The following is a 20,122-nucleotide window of genomic DNA, read 5'->3' as shown; positions in this document are numbered from 1 at the left end:
GCCCCCGATGGACGTCAACGATAACGCGATCCGCCTGACACTACGCGGCGCCCTCAGGCTCTTCGCGAGCAAGCCCGCTCCCACCTTGATCGCGTTAATCCTGCTATTGGGCATTCCAAGTCTGGCCCATGCCTTCGACTTGCAGCAGCTGAGCGACCAACTTGCAAAACCCTCAGTGATCCACGGCAGCTTCACCCAGGAAAAACACCTGCGCGCCCTGCCCCAACCCTTGGTCAGCAAAGGCACCTTCGTCCTCGCCAAGGACCACGGCCTGCTGTGGCTGCTGAAAACCCCGCTGCAACAGGACTACCGCATCAGCCCCCAGGGCATTGCACGCCGCGACGCCAATGGCTGGCAACTGCTGCCGAACAAGAGCGCCGGTGCCGAACAGAACCGCCTGTTCCTCGCCGTGCTCCAGGGCGACAGCAGCGGCTTGCAGCGTGACTTCGAATTGCAGCTGCAAGGCGAGGCCAAACAGTGGAAGCTCACGTTGATCCCGCGCTCACTGTTGCTCAAGCAAGTCTTCACCCAGATCAACATCGAAGGTGGTGACTTGGTGCAAACCATCGAACTGCTGGAAACCCAAGGCGACAGCACCGTGCTGCGTATGCAGGACAGTACCGCCAGCCAGCCATTGAGCGACGCGGAGCAACACGACTTTGCCCAGTGAACGCCTGCTGCCGCGCCTGTTCCTGATCCTGCTGGTCGCGGTGCTCGCCCTGGCCGGCTGGCAGTGGCGCCATGGCGCGCCGTTGTCCGCCAACCTGATGGAGCTGGTGCCGGGCAACACGCCGGACGCCCTGGAGCAGCAAGCGGAACAGCGTATGCAGGAGCCGCTGAACCGCGAGCTGCTGGTATTGGTAGGCCATGCCGACCGCCAGCAAGCCGTGGCCGTCGCGCAGCAATTGGGCGAACACTGGCAGGCCAGCGGGTTGTTTGAAAAAGTGCAGTGGAACCTGCAAGCCGATTTGCCGGCGCTGCGCGAGCAATTGCTGCGCGGTCGCCTGGCGATGCTCTCGGCCAAGGACCGCGAGCAACTGATCGAGCACCCCGACGCGTTTATCCAGGAGCGCGTGCAAGCCCTCTTCGACCCCTTTACCGGCTTCAGTTTGGTGCCAAGCCAGGATGACTGGCTGGGCCTCACCGGGCGTATCCAGAACAGCCAGCCGCAACAGGGTTCGGTGCAGTTGGATATCGGCAGCGGCGCACTGATCGCCGATGCCGACGGCAAGAGCTGGGTGCTGCTGCGTGCGCGCACCACCGGCAATGCCTTCGACATGAAACTGCCGCTGCAGGTGGCGGATCTGCTTCAGGCCAGTCGCACCCAAGCCAGCGCACACGGTGCGCAACTACTGGCAGCCAGCGGCTTGCTGTACGCCGCCAATGGTCAGCAGCAAGCCACGCGGGAAATCACCTGGGTCGGCGGCGGCGCTACCGTCGGCATCCTGTTGTTACTGTTGCTCGCATTCCGCCGCTGGCGCGTGTTGCTGGCCTTTGTGCCGGTGCTGGTGGGCATGCTGTTTGGCGCGGTGGCCTGTGTAGCGCTGTTCGGGCATATGCATGTGATGACCTTGGTGCTCGGTTCCAGCCTGATCGGCGTAGCGGTGGATTACCCGCTGCACTACCTGTCGAAAAGCTGGAGCATGCGCCCATGGCGCAGCTGGCCGGCGTTGCGCCTGACCTTGCCCGGCCTGAGCCTGAGCCTGGCGACCAGTTGCATCGGTTACCTGGCGCTGGCCTGGACGCCATTCCCGGCGTTGACGCAAATCGCGGTGTTCTCCGCTGCCGGCCTGGTCGGCGCCTACCTGTCCGCCGTGTGCCTGTTGCCGGCGCTGCTCAAAGGCGTCGAGTTGCGCCCGGCGCAGTGGCCGCTGCGCATCGCTGAATGCCTGTGGCGGGTGCGCGAATCGCTGCTCAAGCGCGTACCGAGCCCCGTACTGCTGGCGCTGGTGCTGCTGTTTTGCGCCGGTGGGCTGTGGCACCTCAACAGCAAAAACGATATCCGCCAATGGATCGGCGCGCCGCCGCAATTGCTGGAAGAAGCACAGGCCGTCGCGCGGATTACCGGGTTCCAGCCCACCAGCCAGTTTTTCCTGGTGCGGGCGCAGGATGAGCGGCAGTTGCTGGAGCGCCAAAGCGCACTGGCGCAGCGCCTGGATCAATTGGTGAACATGGATAAGCTCAAGGGCTATCTGGCGCTCAATCAACTGGTCAGCCTGCCCGCCGAGCAGCAACAACTGCGTGATGCCTTGAACACACTGACGCAACACTGGCAGCCATTGCTGGCCCTTGGCGTACCGGCCAGCGCCCTGCAAGCCGAGGTGACGCAACTGCAAGCGTTGCCTACGCAAACTATCGAGGCCGCACTGGTAGGCCCATTGGCCGAGCCTTGGCGCACCTTGTGGCTGGGCCCGGTGGACGGCGGCGTGGCGGCGATGGTCAGCCTGCAAGGCCTGAACAACCCGGCGCTGCTGCGGGTGCAAGCGGTGGATTTACCCGGCGTGCAACTGGTGGACCGCCTGGGTGACTTGAACCGGGTGTTCGCCGACACACAGATCAGCGCGGCAGAACTGAAGTTGATGTCCTGCGTGTTGATTGTACTGTTGCTGATCCTGCCGTTCGGCTTCGGCGGTGCCTTGCGCATCGTCGCGCTGCCGCTGCTTGCTGCGCTGTGCAGCCTGGCCAGCCTCGGTTGGCTGGGCCAGCCGCTGACGCTGTTCAGCCTGTTTGGCCTGCTGTTGGTCACGGCGATCAGCGTCGACTACGCGATCCTGATGCGCGAGCAGATTGGCGGCCCTGCGGTCAGTCTATTGGGAACATTGCTGGCGGCGCTGACAACCTGGCTGTCGTTTGGTCTGCTGGCCGTATCCAGTACACCGGCAGTGAGTAATTTCGGCTTATCGGTCAGCCTGGGACTGGCATTCAGCTTTATGCTGGCACCCTGGGCCGGGCAACAGAAACACGCCTTATGAATGTGATTATCGCCAATGTGGCAAGGAGCCCTCGTGCCCATAGTTGAAATGGAACGTCGCCAGGTGGTGGTGATCGGTGCCGGTCCGTCCGGGGCCATCGCCGCCGCGCTGTTAAAGCGCAAAGGGCATGATGTATTGATCATCGAGCGCCAGCATTTCCCGCGGTTCTCGATCGGCGAAAGCCTGCTGTCCCACTGCATCGACTTCATCGAAGAAGCGGGCATGCTCGAAGCGGTACAGGCCGCAGGGTTTCAGGTGAAAACGGGTGCAGCGTTCGCCTGGGGCGAGCGCTACAGCGCCTTTGATTTCAGTGACACCTTCAGCAACGGCAAGCCCACCACCTTCCAGGTGCAGCGCGGCGAGTTCGACAAGCTGCTGGCCGATCAAGCCGCGCTGCAAGGCGTGGAGATTCGCTACGGCGAGACCCTCGTCGGCGTGGACTTCAAGGGCGAATCCCGTTACCTGCATGTACGCCGTGAGAACGGTAGCGAGTACCACCTCAAGGCCAAGTTCGTGCTCGATGCCAGCGGCTATGGCCGCGTGCTGCCGCGTTTGCTGGACCTGGATCTGCCGTCCGACTTTCCTGTGCGCCAGGCCGTGTTCACCCACGTCGAAGACCGCATCGAACATCCTGGCTTCGACCGTAACAAGATTCTGGTGACCACACATCCGACCCAGCGTGACATCTGGTTCTGGACCATCCCGTTCAGCAACGGTCGCTGCTCGGTGGGCGTGGTCGCGGCCAAGGAACATTTCGACGGCCGCGATGGTGACCTCGATGCCTGTCTGCGCGGCTTTATCGAGGAAACCCCAAGCCTGTCCGGCGTGCTGCAAAACGCCGTGTGGGATACGCCCGCGCGCACCATCGGCGGCTACGCGGCCAACGTCAAAACCCTGCACGGGCCGGGCTTTGCATTGCTGGGCAATGCGGCGGAATTCCTCGACCCGGTGTTTTCCTCCGGGGTGACCATCGCCATGCGCTCGGCGAGCATGGCCGCTGGCGTGCTGCATCGTCAGCTCAAAGGCGAAACCGTGGACTGGGAGAGCGAATTTGCAGCGCCGTTGAAACGTGGCGTGGACACCTTCCGCTGCTACGTCGAGGGTTGGTACGCCGGGACCTTCCAGGATGTGATCTTCCATCCGGACAGTTCGCCGGACATTCGCCGGATGATCTGTTCGATCCTCGCCGGTTACGCGTGGGATGAGCGCAACCCGTTTGTGAGCGAGCCCAAGCGCCGGTTGCGGATGTTATCGGAGATTTGTGCGAGTGAGCCGGTATGAGCAGTCAGTACCTGAGTAAAAACTACGTCGAAGAGACCAAGTTCGGCTTTTGGTTCCTGCGCAGCCACACCTGGCAGCACCATGTGCTGCGCGTGGCGATCAACGACCTGCGTAGCCTGTTTACCGACTCCTTGCCAGAAGCGCCGGTACTGCTGGACGCCGGTTGTGGCCAGGGCAAATCGTTCCAGTACTTGCAGCAGGTGTTCGCCCCCGCGCGCCTGATCGGCCTGGATGCCGACCCGCACAGCCTGGAACTGAGCCGTGAAGAAGCCAAGCGCCAAGGCTTGGCCATCGAGCTGATCGGCAGCGACTGCGCCACCTTGCAAGTGCCGGACGAAAGCGTCGATATCCTGTTCTGCCACCAGACCTTCCACCACCTGGTGGAACAGCACCGCGCACTCAAGGAGTTCTACCGCGTGCTCAAGCCGGGTGGTTATCTGCTGTTTGCCGAATCCACCGAAGCCTATATCGACACCTGGGTGATCCGCTGGCTGTTCCGCCACCCGATGCATGTGCAGAAAAGCGCCGAAGAGTACCTGGAGATGATCCGCGAGCAGGGTTTTGAATTCGGCCCGCAACACGTCTCGTATCCATACCTGTGGTGGAGCCGTTCCCGCGATTTCGGCCTGCTGGAACGCTGGGGCCTGCGCAAGGCGCCACCGGTAGGCCAGCGTGAGGAAACGTTGGTCAACTGTGTGGCACGCAAACCTCTGACGAGCGCTGCCCCATGATGCGCACGTGGTTGATCGCCTGCCTGTTGCTGCTGAGCGCCTGCGCCAGCCAACCGCCGCTGCCCGAGAAAACCCCAACCCTGGCCTTGCCGGTGCAACTGCATGTGCAGCGCCTGGCCGATGGCCAGAGCCAGGACTGGCTGCTGGTGATCCAGCGCGAAGGCGGCGGCATTCGGTGGTCGATGATGGACCCGCTGGGCATCCCCCAGGCCCGCCAAAAACTGATCGATGGCAAATGGCAGGCCGATGGCTTGCTGCCGCCCAACCCCCAGGCGCGTGAGCTGTTTGCCGCGTTGCTGTTTGCCTTGACCTCGGCGGATGACGTGCGCGCGCTCTACCCCAGCGCCCAGGCCATGGACCTGACGCGCACCCTGCCGGGGCATTGGCAGATTGTGTATCAATCGTCCGAGGTCTTCAGCGTGAACATCACCGGCCAGCCCTTGAGCTACCGCATCACGCCGCTCGGAGCCGCCCGATGAGCGCCTACCTCAACGCGCTGGGCGTGATCTGCGCCCTTGGCCGTGGCCAGGATGAAGTCAGCCGTAACCTGTTTGCCGGTGACTGCAGCGGGATGCGCGCCGAAAGCGGCTGGGTGCCGGAGCGCGTATTACCGGTGGCCGGTGTACACGGCGAGCTGGCGACCATCCCCGCCGAGCTGGGCCAGCAAAGCAGCCGCAATAACCAGTTGCTACTGGAGGCCGCGTTGCAGATCGAGGGCGCGATCCGCCAGGCGATCCACACCTACGGCGCTTCGCGGGTCGGCATTGTGCTCGGCACCAGCACCTCGGGCATCGACGAGGCCAGTCGTGGCATCGCCCACTTCCTGCGGGAACAGCAATTCCCCGGCGACTACGACTACCAGCAACAGGAACTCAGCGCGCCGGCAAATTTCCTCGCCGACTGGCTGCAACTGAGCGGCCCGGCTTATGTGATTTCCACCGCCTGCACCTCCAGCGCCCGCGCCTTGATGAGTGCCCAGCGCTTGCTGGACCTGGGCGTGTGCGATGCGGTGATCTGCGGCGGCGTCGACAGCCTGTGCAAGCTGACCCTCAACGGTTTCAGCTCATTGGACGCGGTGTCGAACGAACGCTGCAATCCGTTCTCGGTGAACCGCAACGGCATCAACATCGGCGAAGCGGCCGTGCTGTTTCTGATGAGCAAGGAGCGCGCGCCCATCGCCCTGCTGGGCAGCGGCGCCAGTTGCGATGCACACCATATCTCGGCGCCCGAGCCCACCGGCAAAGGCGCATTGCAGTCGATGCGCAAGGCCTTGGCCAGCGCCCAACTGCAGCCCGAGCAGATTGGTTACCTGAACCTTCACGGCACGGCGACCCAACATAACGACGCCATGGAAAGCCTGGCCGTCGCCAGCCTGTTCCCGGACGGCGTGGCCTGTTCGTCGACCAAACCCATGAGCGGCCACACCCTGGGCGCAGCCGGGGCGCTGGAAGCTGCGTTCTGCTGGTTGAGCCTGGCTCACAACCGCGTCCCTCCCCATGTGTGGGACGGCCAGGCCGACCCGGCACTGCCCGCTTTACAATGGGCGCAAGCTGCAGAACCCCTGGGAAAGCGCTGCCTGATGAGCAATTCGTTTGCCTTCGGCGGTAACAATGTCAGCCTGATAATCGGAGAGGCCCCATGATCGATTGGCCACTCGCCGAACTGCTGCCCCACGCGGGCGACATGATCCTGATCGACCAGGTGCTGTCGTTCGATGAAGAGCAGATCCACACCCGCATGACCGTCAAACCCGGCGGCCTGTTCAACCGCCCGGACGGCAGCCTGCCGGCCTGGGTCGGCATCGAGTTGATGGCGCAAAGCGTCGCCGCCTACGCCGGTTGCCGCGCGCGTCAGAAAGGCGAAGCCGTGGAGCTGGGCTTCCTGCTCGGCACACGTAAATTCGAGTGCAACGTGGATTGCTTCCCGACAGGCGCTGAGCTGGCGATCCACGGCCTGCGCTCCCTGGAAGACGACAACGGCATGGGTGTGTTCGAATGCCACCTGACCGGTGATGGAATCCAGGCCAGCGCCCGTTTGAATGTATTTCGACCGCCCCAGGCGGCTAACTATTTAGATGAATCGAAGGACGTAACGCCATGACTGAATCCGTACTGGTCACCGGCTCCAGCCGTGGCATCGGCCGCGCTATCGCCCTGCGCCTGGCCCAGGCCGGGCATGACATCGTGCTGCATTGCCGCAGCGGTCGTGCCGAAGCCGATGCAGTGCTGGCCGAGGTTGAAGCCCTGGGCCGCAAGGCGCGGGTGCTGCAGTTCGATGTGGCGGACCGTGCTGTGTGCAAAGCCATCCTGGAAGCCGATGTCGAGCAACATGGCGCCTATTACGGCGTGGTGCTCAACGCCGGACTGACCCGTGACGGCGCCTTCCCGGCCTTGTCGGAAGACGACTGGGACGTGGTGATGCGCACCAACCTCGACGGTTTCTACAACGTGCTGCACCCGGTGATGATGCCGATGATTCGTCGTCGCGCGGCCGGGCGTATCGTCTGCATCACCTCGGTTTCCGGTCTGATCGGCAACCGCGGCCAGGTCAATTACAGCGCCTCCAAAGCCGGCTTGATCGGTGCGGCCAAGGCCCTGGCCATCGAGCTGGGCAAACGCAAGATCACCGTCAACTGCGTCGCCCCCGGCTTGATCGACACCGCCATGCTGGATGAGAACGTGCCGGTGGAAGAACTGATGAAGATGATCCCGGCGCAGCGCATGGGTACGCCGGAAGAAGTGGCCGGTGCGGTGAATTTCCTGATGTCGGCCGAGGCAGGCTACATCACGCGCCAGGTCCTGGCCGTGAATGGAGGCCTGTGCTGATGAAGCGCGTTGTCGTCACCGGCATGGCCGGCATGACCTCCCTGGGCAGCGATTGGGACACCATCGCCGCCAACTTCCGCGCCAACCGCAGCGGCATTCGGCGCATGGACGAGTGGGACCGCTTTACCGAATTGAACACGCGCCTGGCCGGGCCGATCGACGATTTTGTCGTGCCCGCTCACTGGACACGCAAGCAACTGCGCAGCATGGGCCGGGTGTCACGCCTGGCGGTGTGGGCGGCGGAACAGGCGTTGCAGGACGCCGGCTTGCTCGGCGACGAGTCGATCAAGGACGGGCGCATGGGTGTGGCCTGCGGCTCGTCCACCGGCAGCACCGACGAGATCAAGGCGTTCGGCAACATGCTGCTGAACTCGGTGGCCGAGGGGCTGAATGCCAACTCCTATGTGCGCATGATGCCGCACACCACGGCGGCGAATATCAGCATCTTTTTTGGCCTGACCGGGCGGCTGATCCCCACCTCCAGCGCCTGCACCAGCGGCAGCCAGGGCATCGGCTATGCCTATGAAGCGATCAAGTTCGGCCGCTTGCCATTGATGCTCGCCGGCGGCGCCGAAGAGCTGTGCCCCACCGAAGCCATGGTGTTCGACGCGCTCTACGCCACCAGCCTGAAAAATGATGCGCCGCAGACCAGCCCGCGCCCCTACGACAGCGGCCGCGACGGGCTGGTGATCGGCGAAGGCGGCGGCATGCTGGTGCTCGAAGAACTGGAACATGCGTTGGCCCGTGGTGCGCATATCCACGCCGAACTGGTGGGCTTCGGCAGCAACGCCGATGGCCAGCACACTACCCGCCCGGAACAGAAAACCATGCGTCGTGCGATGGAACTGGCCCTGGAAGATGCCGGGCTTGAACCTTCCGCGATCGGCTACGTAAACGGTCACGGCACAGCGACCGACCAGGGCGATATCGCCGAGACGTTGGCCACCAGCAGTCTGTTCGGCAGTCGCATGCCCATCAGCTCGCAGAAGAGTTTCCTCGGCCACACCTTGGGTGCATGCGGCGCGCTGGAGTCATGGTTCAGCATCGAGATGATGAACCGCGACCAGTACGTGCACACCTTCAACCTGGAGTCGGTAGACCCGCAATGCGGAGAGCTGGATTACCTGCAAGGTGAGTTCCGCGAGATGCACCACGACTACGTGATGAACAACAACTTTGCCTTTGGCGGCGTCAATACGTCGCTGATCTTCCGCCGCTGGTCCTGACTTTTTAATCGATTGGAGAATACGGAATGTCTTCCTTGCTACGCGTCACCCTGATCACCCTGACCCTGCTGGTCACCGCCGGCTGCACCAGCAAGCCGATCCTCAACACCCTGCACGACCTGCCGGCCAACGCCCAAGTCAGCGAAGAAAAAATGAAAGCGGTGATCGTCAACGCCCTGCAAAAACGTGAATGGACGGTTCAACGCCTGAGCCCACAACTGGTGCAGGCCGAGATCACGGTGCGCAACCAGTATTACGCGGCCATCGACATTCGCTACACCCGCAACAGCTACGCGATCACCTACCGTGACAGCCGCGACCTCGGTTACAAGGACGGCAAGATCCATCGCAACTACAACCGTTGGGTGAACAACCTGGACAGCGACATCATGGCGGGGTTGCGCAGCAATGGTGTGAGTGGTGAGGCAGGGTCGGCGGCGCAGTTGTTTGAGCAGACGGGCAGTACCAAGCAGAACTGAGGTAGTCGCGCCCTCAGAAACGACAAAGGGCGCCTTTCGGGAACTCAGGCATATGCCTGAAGCAACCACAGTTGGAAAACTGCGACGATCAAATGTGGGAGCTGTCGAGCTTTAGCGAGGCTGCGATGCAGGCGCTGCGGTCTTGCAGACACGGCGCGGTGATCCTTTCGCAGCCTCGCTGAAGCTCGACAGCTCCCACCTCGATATGCTTCGCGTTGAAGTACGCGTGCTTACTGAGCGGATTTACGCGTTAACAACTTTACAAACGCCGCAGCCATCGGCGTCTCACAAGCTCCTTTCGGGAACTCGGGCATATGCCTGACGCAACCACAGTTGGAAAACTGCGACGATCAAAGGTGGGAGCTGTCGAGCTTTAGCGAGGCTGCGATGCAGGCGCTGCGGTCTTGCAGATACGGCGCGGTGATCCTTTCGCAGCCTCGCTAAAGCTCGACAGCTTCCATTCGATCTGCTTCGCGTTGAAGTACACGTTCTTACTGAGCGGATTTACGCGTTAACAACTCCACAAACGCCGCAGCCATCGGCGTCTCACAAGCCCCTTTCGGGAACTCGGGCATATGCCTGAAGCAACCACAGCTGGAAAACTGCGACGAACAAAGGTGGGAGCTGTCGAGCTTTAGCGAGGCTGCGATGCAGGCGCTGCGGTCTTGCAGATACGGCGCGGTGATCCTTTCGCAGCCTCGCTAAAGCTCGACAGCTTCCATTCGATCTGCTTCGCGTTGAAGTACACGTTCTTACTGAGCGGATTTACGCGTTAACAACTCCACAAACGCCGCAGCCATCGGCGTCTGCGCGCCTTTTCGCTGCACCAGCCATACTGATGTCACTGCCTCAGGGTCCAGCAAGGTGCGATACACCACTCCGTCAATCCGTATGCGCTGGTAAGACGCGGGCAGCACCGACACGCCCAACCCCGCCGCGACCAGACCGATGATGGTCATCGCCTCCCCCGCTTCCTGGGCAAAATGCGGGCTGAAACCGGCGTCTCGGCACAGGCTGAGCAACTGCGCGTAGAGTCCACTGCCGTAGCTGCGCGGGAAAAACACGAATGGTTCTTCCGCCAACTGCGCCAGGTGCAGGCCACGCTCACTGCCTGCTACCAACGGGTGGCCAGCGTTCATGACGGCCACCAGCGGTTCGCGCATCAACTCGACCACACTCAGTGAGTCCGGCAACGGCAGGGGGCGCATCAAGCCCACCTGAATCGACTCGTCCACCAGCGACTCGGCCACCTCGGTGCTGCTCATCTCTTGCAGATTGAGATGCACCGCCGGGAACGCCTGGCGAAATGCAAAGATCGCCTGGGGAATGCTGGAGTTAAACGGTGCCGATGACGTGAAGCCGATCTTCAATTCACCCAGCTCACCCAGCTGCGCCCGGCGCGCTACATCCGCCGCCTTGTCCACCTGCGCCAGCACCAACCGCGCCTCGTGCAGGAACAAACGCCCCGCCTCGCTCAGCTCGACCCGACGATTGGTACGCTCGAACAACCGCGCGCCCACCTCCTGCTCCAGCGCCTGTATCTGCTGACTCAGCGGCGGCTGCGAGATGCCTAGCACCTGCGCAGCCCGGCCAAAGTGCAGTTCTTCGGCGACGGCAATGAAGTACCGCAAGTGACGCAATTCCATGCAAACCTCATTAGGTCGTAAAAACTATCAAACAGGTCGAACAATATATTGGAAAGAATCATTAGCCAGCTATATTCTTTTTTGCATGGCCGGTCCTGGCACGCTCTTCCTCCCCGAGGTCCCCGTGAATTCTGCTGTCGCTCCACTTGCTCAAGAAGTCCCGCCCACTGCCCTCGATGAGGTAGTGGCCCAGCTCAATGACGCGTACATCGAAAAAGGCACGCCGATGTTCATGCGCACGGTGCTGGCGCTGTTCTCCGGGGGGTTCGCCACCTTTGCCCTGCTGTATTGCGTGCAGCCGATGATGCCGGCGCTGTCCCACGAGTTTTCCATCAATGCCGCGCAGAGTAGTCTGATCCTGTCCGTGTCCACCGCGATGCTCGCGCTGGGCCTGCTGATTACCGGGCCGATTTCCGACACCCTGGGACGTAAACCGGTGATGGTCGCCGCGTTGTTCTGCGCGGCGTTCGCGACGATTGCCAGTGGTTTGATGCCGTCCTGGGAAGGGATTCTATTCATGCGCGCACTGGTGGGCCTGTCGCTGAGCGGCCTGGCCGCCGTGGCCATGACCTACCTGAGCGAAGAGATCCACCCGCAGCACATCGGCCTGGCCATGGGCCTCTACATTGGTGGCAACGCGATTGGCGGCATGAGCGGGCGCCTGATCATCGGCGTGTTGATCGACTTCGTCAGCTGGCACACCGCAATGTTGATCATCGGCGCCCTGGCGCTGATCGCCGCCACGGTGTTCTGGAAAATCCTCCCCGAATCGCGCAACTTCCGCGCCAGCAGTCTCAAGCCGCGTAGCCTGGTGGACGGCTTTGTCATGCACTTCAAGGATGCGGGCCTGCCGTGGCTGTTCCTCGAAGCCTTCCTGCTGATGGGCGCGTTCGTGACGATGTTCAATTACATCGGCTATCGCCTGCTGGCCGATCCCTACGACCTGAGCCAAGCCGTGGTCGGCCTGCTGTCGCTGGTGTACCTCTCGGGTATCTACAGTTCGGCGAAAATCGGCTCCCTGGCCGACCGCCTCGGTCGCCGCCGCGTGCTGTGGGCCACCATTGTGCTGATGCTCGCCGGCATGCTCCTGACCCTGTTCAGCCCACTGTGGCTGGTGGTGCCGGGCATGCTGATCTTTACCTTCGGCTTCTTCGGCGCCCACTCGGTGGCCAGCAGCTGGATCGGCCGCCGCGCGGTCAAGGCGAAGGGGCAGGCATCGTCGCTGTACCTGTTCTGCTACTACGTGGGGTCGAGTATTGCCGGAACGGCGGGCGGGTTCTTCTGGCACTTTGCCGGGTGGAACGGCATCGGCGCGTTTATCGTGGCGCTGTTGATGGGTGCGTTGCTGGTGGCGTTGAAGTTGGCGAAGTTGCCGCCGTTGGGGAATGTGAAGGCCTGATACGGTGCTGCTTTAAATGTGGGAGCGGGCTTGCTCGCGAATGCAGTGTATCAGGCATGACTGTATCAACTGACACTCCGCATTCGCGAGCAAGCCCGCTCCTCCCACATTTGTTTTGCGTGTTATTCGTGGTATTGCGCGGACAGTTCATGCACCGCGCGCAGGAACGCGCCGGCATGCTCCGGATTCACTTCCGGCGTAATGCCATGGCCCAGGTTGAATACATGCCCGGTACCCTTGCCGTAGCTGGCGAGGATGCGGCCAACTTCGGTGCGGATCGCTTCCGGCTTGGCATACAGCACGGTCGGGTCCATGTTGCCTTGCAGCGCGACCTGGCCGCCAACGCGACGGCGGGCTTCGCCAATGTCGCAGGTCCAGTCCAGGCCAAGGGCGTCAGCACCGGCGTCGGCAATGCTCTCCAGCCACAGGCCACCGCCTTTGGTGAACAGGATGACCGGCACTTTACGGCCTTCGTGTTCACGGATCAGGCCGCTGACGATCTTGCGCATGTAGGCCAGGGAGAACTCCTGGTAGGCCGCCGCCGACAGGTTGCCACCCCAGGTGTCGAAGATCTGCACCGCTTGCGCGCCGGCCATGATCTGTCCGTTGAGGTAGGAAGTGACCGACTGCGCCAGCTTGTCCAGCAGCAGGTGCATGGCTTGCGGGTTGTCGTAGAGCATGGCCTTGGTCTTGCGGAAGTCTTTCGACGAGCCGCCTTCGACCATGTAGGTGGCCAGGGTCCAAGGGCTGCCGGAGAAGCCGATCAGCGGCACGCGGCCGTTAAGCTCGCGGCGGATAGTGCTCACGGCGTCCATCACGTAACCGAGGTCTTTGTGCGGATCAGGGATCGGCAGCGCTTCGATATCGGCCAGGGTGCTGACGACTTTCTTGAAACGCGGACCTTCGCCGGTTTCAAAGTACAGGCCTTGGCCCATGGCGTCAGGGATGGTGAGGATGTCGGAAAAGAGGATGGCCGCGTCCAGTTGTGGGTAGCGGTCCAGCGGCTGCATCGTGACTTCGCAGGCGAACTCCGGGTTCATGCACAGGCTCATGAAGTCGCCGGCATGGGCGCGACTGGCGCGGTACTCCGGCAGGTAGCGACCGGCTTGGCGCATCATCCACACAGGGGTGACGTCCACAGGTTGCTTGAGCAGGGCACGAAGGAAACGGTCGTTCTTGAGGGCAGTCATGTCGGCATCCGCAAAAAAAGTACGGGCATTTTCTCAGAGCCGGACGCAAAAGGCACGGAGTGAGCCGTGCCTTTTGTCTATCGGGTCAATTTGTCGCAATGACTGGCGACGCAAACCCCACTGTGGAACGGGGTTTGTGTGGGAGCTGGCTTGCCTGCGATGGCGGTGGTGAATTCACGATTGCTATCGCAGGCAAGCCAGCTCCCACATTCGATCCCATTTCAACCCATGACTTTATTGAATACACACAAACCAATGTGGGAGCGGGCTTGCTCGCGAACGCGGTGGGTCAGTCGATACATCTGGTGACTGATAAACCGCATTCGCGAGCAAGTCGAACCGCCGCTCCCACATTTGATCCCATTTCAACCTGGAATCAGGGTCAGACTTGCAGGTAGTCCAGGATCCCTTCGGCGGCATTGCGGCCTTCGAAGATCGCCGTCACCACCAGGTCAGACCCGCGCACCATGTCGCCACCGGCGAAGATTTTCGGGTTGCTGGTCTGGTGCTTGTACTGGCCTTGTTCCGGGGCGACGACGCGGCCCTGGCTGTCGGTCTGGATCTGGAACTGCTCGAACCACGGCGCCGGGCTTGGGCGGAAACCGAAAGCGATGACCACGGCGTCGGCCGGGATGATCTCTTCGGAACCCGGGATCGGCTCGGGGCTGCGACGGCCACGGGCGTCCGGTTCGCCGAGACGGGTCTCGACCACCTTCACGCCTTCGACGCGGTCTTCACCGACAATCGCAATCGGCTGGCGGTTGTAAAGGAATTTCACGCCTTCTTCCTTGGCGTTCTTCACCTCTTTGCGCGAGCCCGGCATGTTCGCTTCGTCACGACGATACGCACAGGTCACCGACTTGGCGCCCTGGCGAATCGACGTCCGGTTGCAGTCCATCGCGGTGTCGCCACCGCCCAGCACCACAACCTTCTTGCCCTTCATGTCGACGAAGTCTTCCGGCGACTTTTCGAAGCCCAGGTTGCGATTCACGTTGGCGATCAGGAAGTCGAGCGCGTCATACACGCCTGGCAGGTCCTCACCGGCAAAGCCGCCCTTCATGTAGGTGTAGGTGCCCATGCCCATGAACACGGCATCGTATTCTTCGAGCAGTTGCTCCATGGTCACGTCTTTGCCGATCTCGGTGTTCAGGCGGAACTCGATGCCCATGCCGGTGAACACTTCTCGACGGTTGCTCAGTACGGTTTTTTCCAGCTTGAACTCGGGGATGCCGAAGGTCAGCAGGCCGCCGATTTCCGGGTTCTTGTCGAACACCACCGGGGTCACGCCACCCCGCACCAGCACGTCGGCACAGCCCAGGCCCGCCGGGCCCGCGCCAATGATCGCGACACGCTTGCCGGTCGGCTTGACCTTGGACATGTCCGGACGCCAGCCCATGGCGAACGCGGTATCGGTGATGTACTTCTCCACCGAACCGATGGTCACCGCGCCGAAGCCGTCGTTGAGGGTGCACGCACCCTCGCACAGACGGTCCTGCGGGCACACCCGGCCGCACACTTCCGGCAGGGTGTTGGTCTGGTGCGACAGCTCGGCGGCGGCGAGGATGTTGCCCTCGGCCACCAGCTTGAGCCAGTTGGGAATGAAGTTGTGCACCGGGCACTTCCATTCGCAATACGGGTTACCGCAACCCAGGCAGCGGTGGGCCTGGTCGGCCGAGTGCTGGGGTTTGAAGGGTTCGTAGATCTCCACGAACTCTTTCTTGCGTTGACGCAACAGTTTCTTCTTCGGATCTTTGCGCCCGACATCGATGAACTGGAAGTCGTTATTCAGACGTTCAGCCATGTTAAAACCTCATCAAACTCTTCAGGCGCATATCACTGCGGGTTGGCACGGATGCTGGAAAGCAACGATTTCAGGTTGGCAGCCTTGGGCTTGACCAGCCAGAAACGACGCAGGTAATCATCGAGGTTCTCGGCGAGGTTACGACCCCATTCGCTGCCGGTCTCCTCGACGTACTCGTCCAGCACGTGCTGCAAGTGGTTCCGGTAGGATTCCATGGCTTCGCCGCTGATCCGCTGGATCTCGACCAACTCGTGGTTGACCTTGTCGACGAAGGTGTTGTCCTGGTCGAGCACGTAGGCGAAACCGCCGGTCATGCCCGAACCGAAGTTGTAACCGGTCTTGCCCAGTACCGCGACGAAGCCCCCGGTCATGTACTCGCAGCAGTGATCGCCCGTGCCTTCCACCACGGTGTGGGCACCGGAGTTACGCACGGCGAAACGTTCACCAGCAGTGCCGGCGGCGAACAGCTTGCCACCGGTGGCGCCGTACAAGCAGGTGTTGCCGATGATGGCACTGTCCTGGGTCTTGTAGACGCTGCCTTGAGGCGGAACGATCACCAGCTTGCCACCGGTCATGCCCTTGCCCACGTAGTCGTTGGCATCGCCTTCCAGGTACATGTGCAGGCCGCCGGCGTTCCACACGCCGAAGCTCTGGCCCGCCGTGCCCTTGAAGCGGAAGGTGATCGGCGCTTTCGCCATACCCTGGTTGCCATGCTTGCGTGCGATTTCGCCGGAGATGCGTGCGCCGATGGAGCGGTCGCAGTTGCAGATATCCAGGGCGAATTCGCCACCGCTGGCGTCGTTGATCGAGGAAGAAGCCATCTCGACCATCTTCTCGGCCAACAGGCCTTTGTCGAACGGTGGGTTGCGGTCCACCTGGCAGAATTGTGGCTTGTCTGCCGGGATGTGGTCGCTGCCCAACAGCGGCGTCAGGTCCAGGTGATTCTGCTTGGCGGTCTGGCCTTCAAGGATGTCCAGCAGGTCGGTACGCCCGATCAGTTCTTCGAGGGAACGCACACCCAGCTTGGCCAGCCACTCACGGGTCTCTTCGGCGACGTAGGTGAAGAAATTCACCACCATGTCGACGGTGCCGATGTAGTGATCCTTGCGCAGCTTCTCGTTCTGAGTCGCAACGCCAGTGGCGCAGTTGTTCAGGTGGCAGATGCGCAGGTATTTGCAGCCCAGGGCGATCATCGGCGCAGTACCGAAGCCGAAGCTTTCGGCACCGAGGATCGCTGCCTTGATCACGTCGAGGCCGGTTTTCAGGCCACCGTCGGTCTGCACACGCACCTTGCCGCGCAGGTCGTTGCCGCGCAGGGTCTGGTGGGTCTCAGCCAGGCCGAGTTCCCACGGAGCGCCCGCGTACTTGATGGAGGTCAGCGGCGAAGCGCCGGTGCCGCCGTCGTAACCGGAGATGGTGATCAGGTCGGCATAGGCTTTGGCCACACCGGCGGCGATGGTGCCCACGCCGGCTTCTGCCACCAGTTTCACCGAGACCAAGGCCTGCGGGTTGACTTGTTTCAGGTCGAAAATCAGCTGCGACAAGTCTTCAATCGAGTAGATGTCGTGGTGCGGCGGAGGCGAGATCAGCGTCACGCCCGGTACCGCATAACGCAGCTTGGCGATCAGGCCGTTGACCTTGCCGCCTGGCAGCTGGCCGCCTTCACCGGGCTTGGCGCCCTGGGCCACCTTGATCTGCAGCACTTCAGCGTTGACCAGGTATTCCGGGGTTACGCCGAAACGGCCGGTCGCGACCTGCTTGATTTTCGAGCTCTTGATAGTGCCGTAGCGCGCCGGGTCTTCACCACCTTCGCCGGAGTTGGAACGCGCACCCAGGCGGTTCATGGCTTCGGCCAAGGCTTCGTGGGCCTCAGGCGACAAGGCGCCCAAGGAGATACCGGCGGAGTCGAAGCGCTTGAGGATCGATTCCAGCGGCTCGATTTCGCTGATGGCCAGCGGCGTGTCCAGGGTTTTTACCTTGAACAGGTCGCGGATCATCGACACCGGACGGTTGTCCACCAACGCGGTGTATTCCTTGAACTTGGCGTAGTCGCCCTGCTGCACGGCGGCTTGCAGGGTGCTGACCACGTCCGGGTTGTACGCGTGGTATTCACCACCGTGCACGAACTTGAGCAGACCGCCTTGCTGGATCGGCTTGCGCGCGCTCCAGGCTTCGGCCGCGAGGGCTTTCTGTTCGGCTTCGATGTCGACGAAACGCGCGCCTTTGATACGGCTTGGCACGCCACGGAAGCTCAGGTCGCAGACTTCTTCGGACAGGCCGATCGCTTCGAACAATTGAGCACCGCGGTAAGACGTGACGGTGGAAATGCCCATCTTCGACAGGATCTTCAGCAGGCCCTTGGTGATGCCTTTACGGTAGTTCTTGAACACCTCATAGAGGTCGCCCAGCACTTCACCGGTGCGGATCAGGTCACCCAGCACTTCGTACGCGAGGAACGGGTACACCGCCGAAGCGCCGAAGCCGATCAGCACCGCAAAATGATGCGGGTCGCGGGCAGTGGCGGTTTCCACGAGGATGTTGGAGTCGCAGCGCAGGCCTTTTTCGGTCAGGCGGTGGTGCACTGCGCCGGTGGCCAGGGACGCGTGGATCGGCAGTTTGCCCGGCGCGATGTGACGGTCAGTCAGCACGATCTGGGTACGACCGGCGCGCACGGCCTCTTCGGCCTGGTCGGCGACGTTGCGCACAGCGGCTTCAAGGCCGAGGCTCTCGTCGTAGTTCAGGTCGATGATCTGGCGGTCGAACCCTGGACGCTCCAGGGTCATCAGCGAGCGCCACTTGGCCGGCGAGACCACTGGCGAGCTGAGGATCACGCGGGAGGCGTGCTCAGGCGATTCCTGGAAGATGTTGCGCTCGGCACCGAGGCACACTTCCAGCGACATCACGATGGCTTCACGCAGCGGGTCGATCGGTGGGTTGGTCACCTGGGCGAACTGCTGACGGAAATAGTCGTACGGCGTGCGCACGCGCTGGGACAGCACAGCCATCGGCGTGTCGTCGCCCATGGAGCCGACCGCCTCGTAGCCTTGCTCGCCAAGCGGGCGCAGCACCTGGTCACGCTCTTCGAACGTGACTTGGTACATCTTCATGTACTGCTTGAGCTGATCGACGTCGTAGAACGCCGAACCGTGGTCATTGTCTTCCATGGTCGCCTGGATGCGCAGGGCGTTCTTGCGCAGCCATTGCTTGTACGGGTGACGGGACTTCAGGCGATTGTCGATAGCGTCGGTGTCGAGGATCTGACCGGTTTCGGTGTCCACGGCAAGGATCTGGCCAGGACCGACACGGCCTTTGGCGATGACGTCTTCCGGCTTGTAGTTCCACACGCCGATTTCCGACGCGAGGGTGATGAAGCCGTTGGTCGTGGTGACCCAACGCGCCGGGCGCAGACCGTTACGGTCGAGCAGGCACACCGCGTAGCGACCGTCGGTCATGACCACGCCGGCCGGGCCGTCCCACGGCTCCATGTGCATCGAGTTGTACTCGTAGAATGCACGCAGGTCCGGGTCCATGGTCTCGACGTTCTGCCACGCCGGCGGAATGATCATGCGCACGCCACGGAACAGGTCGATGCCACCGGTGACCATCAGTTCGAGCATGTTGTCCATGCTGGACGAGTCAGAACCCACACGGTTGACCAATGGGCCGAGCTCTTCCAGGTCCATCAGGTCGTTGGCGAACTTGGTGCGACGGGCCACGGCCCAGTTGCGGTTGCCGGTGATGGTGTTGATCTCGCCATTGTGGGCGAGGAAGCGGAATGGCTGGGCCAGCGGCCATTTCGGCAGGGTGTTGGTGGAGAAGCGCTGGTGGAACACGCAGATTGCGGTTTGCAGGCGCTCATCGCTCAGGTCTGGATAGAAGGCGGTGAGGTCCGCCGGCATCATCAGGCCTTTATAAATGATGGTCTTGTGGGAAAAGCTGCAGATGTAGTGGTCGGTGTCGGCCGCGTTGGCCACGGACGAGCGACGACGCGAGGTAAACAGCTTGATCGCCATGTCCTGGTCGCTCAGGCCTTCGCCCGCGATGAACACTTGTTCGATCTGCGGCAGGCGCTCATTGGCCAGGCGGCCGAGCACGCTGGTATCGATCGGCACTTTGCGCCAGCCGACGAGCTGCAGGCCGGCGGCCAGGATCTCGCGGTTCAAGTTCTCGCGAGCGGCTTCGGCTTTGACCGGGTCCTGGTTGAAAAACACCATGCCCACGGCGTACTGCTTGGGCAGGTCGACCGCAAATTGCTCTTTTGCGACAGCACGCAGGAACTGGTCGGGCTTTTGAATCAGCAAGCCGCAACCGTCACCGGTCTTGCCGTCGGCGTTGATCCCACCGCGGTGGGTCATGCAGGTCAGGGCCTCGATGGCCGTTTGCAAAAGGGTATGACTGGGTTCGCCCTGCATATGGGCTATCAGGCCGAAACCACAGTTATCCTTGAATTCATCGGGTTGGTACAGACCTGCTTTCATAGACACTTTCTCACCAGGCTGCCTCTTATATCGAGGCAAATTTCTTTTCAATTCAACCGGTTACCTTCCACGCCGAACGTACGCCGGCTTAGCG

At 62.1% G+C, this 20,122-nt stretch carries 15 protein-coding genes; 11 read left to right on the top strand and 4 right to left on the bottom strand.

The window, feature by feature from the left end; all coding sequences use genetic code 11:
• Positions 1 to 7 precede the first annotated feature (7 nt).
• The 10 genes from AC4PS7_RS19460 to AC4PS7_RS19415 are packed head-to-tail and all read left to right on the top strand — an operon-like array spanning position 8 to position 9,514.
• Positions 8 to 670: an outer membrane lipoprotein carrier protein LolA gene (locus tag AC4PS7_RS19460; RefSeq protein ID WP_021493274.1), complete on the top strand. Its 663-nt coding sequence runs from the start codon at positions 8 to 10 to the stop codon at positions 668 to 670.
• Complete coding sequence (locus tag AC4PS7_RS19455) at positions 660 to 2,972, top strand: MMPL family transporter (RefSeq protein ID WP_010213728.1); 2,313 nt, start codon at positions 660 to 662, stop codon at positions 2,970 to 2,972. The genes AC4PS7_RS19460 and AC4PS7_RS19455 overlap by 11 nt, the downstream gene beginning before the upstream one ends.
• A 33-nt stretch (positions 2,973 to 3,005) precedes the next feature.
• Positions 3,006 to 4,253, top strand: a complete 1,248-nt coding sequence (locus AC4PS7_RS19450; RefSeq protein WP_305436878.1) for an NAD(P)/FAD-dependent oxidoreductase — start codon at positions 3,006 to 3,008, stop codon at positions 4,251 to 4,253.
• Complete coding sequence (locus AC4PS7_RS19445; RefSeq protein ID WP_042571360.1) at positions 4,250 to 4,984, top strand: class I SAM-dependent methyltransferase; 735 nt, start codon at positions 4,250 to 4,252, stop codon at positions 4,982 to 4,984. The genes AC4PS7_RS19450 and AC4PS7_RS19445 overlap by 4 nt, the downstream gene beginning before the upstream one ends.
• Positions 4,981 to 5,463 carry a hypothetical protein gene (locus AC4PS7_RS19440; RefSeq protein ID WP_021493276.1) on the top strand — a complete coding sequence of 161 codons (483 nt, stop codon included), beginning with the start codon at positions 4,981 to 4,983 and terminating at the stop codon, positions 5,461 to 5,463. Before AC4PS7_RS19445 ends, AC4PS7_RS19440 begins: the two co-directional genes overlap by 4 nt.
• Positions 5,460 to 6,626: a beta-ketoacyl-[acyl-carrier-protein] synthase family protein gene (locus AC4PS7_RS19435; RefSeq protein ID WP_042571358.1), complete on the top strand. Its 1,167-nt coding sequence runs from the start codon at positions 5,460 to 5,462 to the stop codon at positions 6,624 to 6,626. The genes AC4PS7_RS19440 and AC4PS7_RS19435 overlap by 4 nt, the downstream gene beginning before the upstream one ends.
• Positions 6,623 to 7,084 (top strand): hotdog family protein, encoded by a 462-nt coding sequence (locus AC4PS7_RS19430; protein ID WP_010213738.1) that lies wholly within the window; start codon positions 6,623 to 6,625, stop codon positions 7,082 to 7,084. The genes AC4PS7_RS19435 and AC4PS7_RS19430 overlap by 4 nt, the downstream gene beginning before the upstream one ends.
• Positions 7,081 to 7,809, top strand: coding sequence for a 3-oxoacyl-ACP reductase FabG (gene fabG, locus AC4PS7_RS19425; RefSeq protein ID WP_010213740.1), 729 nt, complete (start codon positions 7,081 to 7,083; stop codon positions 7,807 to 7,809). Before AC4PS7_RS19430 ends, fabG begins: the two co-directional genes overlap by 4 nt.
• The gene (locus tag AC4PS7_RS19420; RefSeq protein WP_010213741.1) at positions 7,809 to 9,035 is read left to right on the top strand and encodes a beta-ketoacyl-ACP synthase; all 1,227 of its coding nucleotides are present in this window, start codon (positions 7,809 to 7,811) and stop codon (positions 9,033 to 9,035) included. The genes fabG and AC4PS7_RS19420 overlap by 1 nt, the downstream gene beginning before the upstream one ends.
• 26 nt (positions 9,036 to 9,061) lie before the next feature.
• Positions 9,062 to 9,514, top strand: a complete 453-nt coding sequence (locus tag AC4PS7_RS19415) for a hypothetical protein (protein ID WP_096143961.1) — start codon at positions 9,062 to 9,064, stop codon at positions 9,512 to 9,514.
• A 752-nt stretch (positions 9,515 to 10,266) separates the two neighbouring features.
• On the opposite strand, the gene AC4PS7_RS19410 is transcribed toward AC4PS7_RS19415, so the two are convergent.
• The gene (locus AC4PS7_RS19410) at positions 10,267 to 11,160 is read right to left on the bottom strand and encodes a LysR family transcriptional regulator (RefSeq protein WP_010213746.1); all 894 of its coding nucleotides are present in this window, start codon (positions 11,158 to 11,160) and stop codon (positions 10,267 to 10,269) included.
• 184 nt (positions 11,161 to 11,344) lie between these two features.
• On the opposite strand from AC4PS7_RS19410, the gene AC4PS7_RS19405 reads away from it, so the two are divergent.
• On the top strand, positions 11,345 to 12,559 hold the full coding sequence (locus AC4PS7_RS19405) for an MFS transporter (RefSeq protein ID WP_420820065.1): 1,215 nt from the start codon (positions 11,345 to 11,347) through the stop codon (positions 12,557 to 12,559).
• 122 nt (positions 12,560 to 12,681) lie between these two features.
• Here AC4PS7_RS19405 and hemE read toward each other — a convergent pair whose 3' ends face one another.
• The 3 genes from hemE to gltB all read right to left on the bottom strand — a co-directional run bounded on the left by hemE (position 12,682) and on the right by gltB (position 20,028).
• Positions 12,682 to 13,749, bottom strand: a complete 1,068-nt coding sequence (gene hemE / locus AC4PS7_RS19400; RefSeq protein ID WP_010213749.1) for a uroporphyrinogen decarboxylase — start codon at positions 13,747 to 13,749, stop codon at positions 12,682 to 12,684.
• 382 nt (positions 13,750 to 14,131) lie between these two features.
• Positions 14,132 to 15,550, bottom strand: coding sequence for an FAD-dependent oxidoreductase (locus tag AC4PS7_RS19395; protein ID WP_010213750.1), 1,419 nt, complete (start codon positions 15,548 to 15,550; stop codon positions 14,132 to 14,134).
• Between the two features lie 32 nt (positions 15,551 to 15,582).
• On the bottom strand, positions 15,583 to 20,028 hold the full coding sequence (gltB, locus tag AC4PS7_RS19390; protein ID WP_069672821.1) for a glutamate synthase large subunit: 4,446 nt from the start codon (positions 20,026 to 20,028) through the stop codon (positions 15,583 to 15,585).
• Positions 20,029 to 20,122 lie beyond the last annotated feature (94 nt).

It is taken from the genome of Pseudomonas sp. DW-iso3 (genome assembly GCF_058725305.1).
Note: the sequence above shows the minus strand (reverse complement) of the source record. Positions and strands in the feature narration are given on the sequence as shown.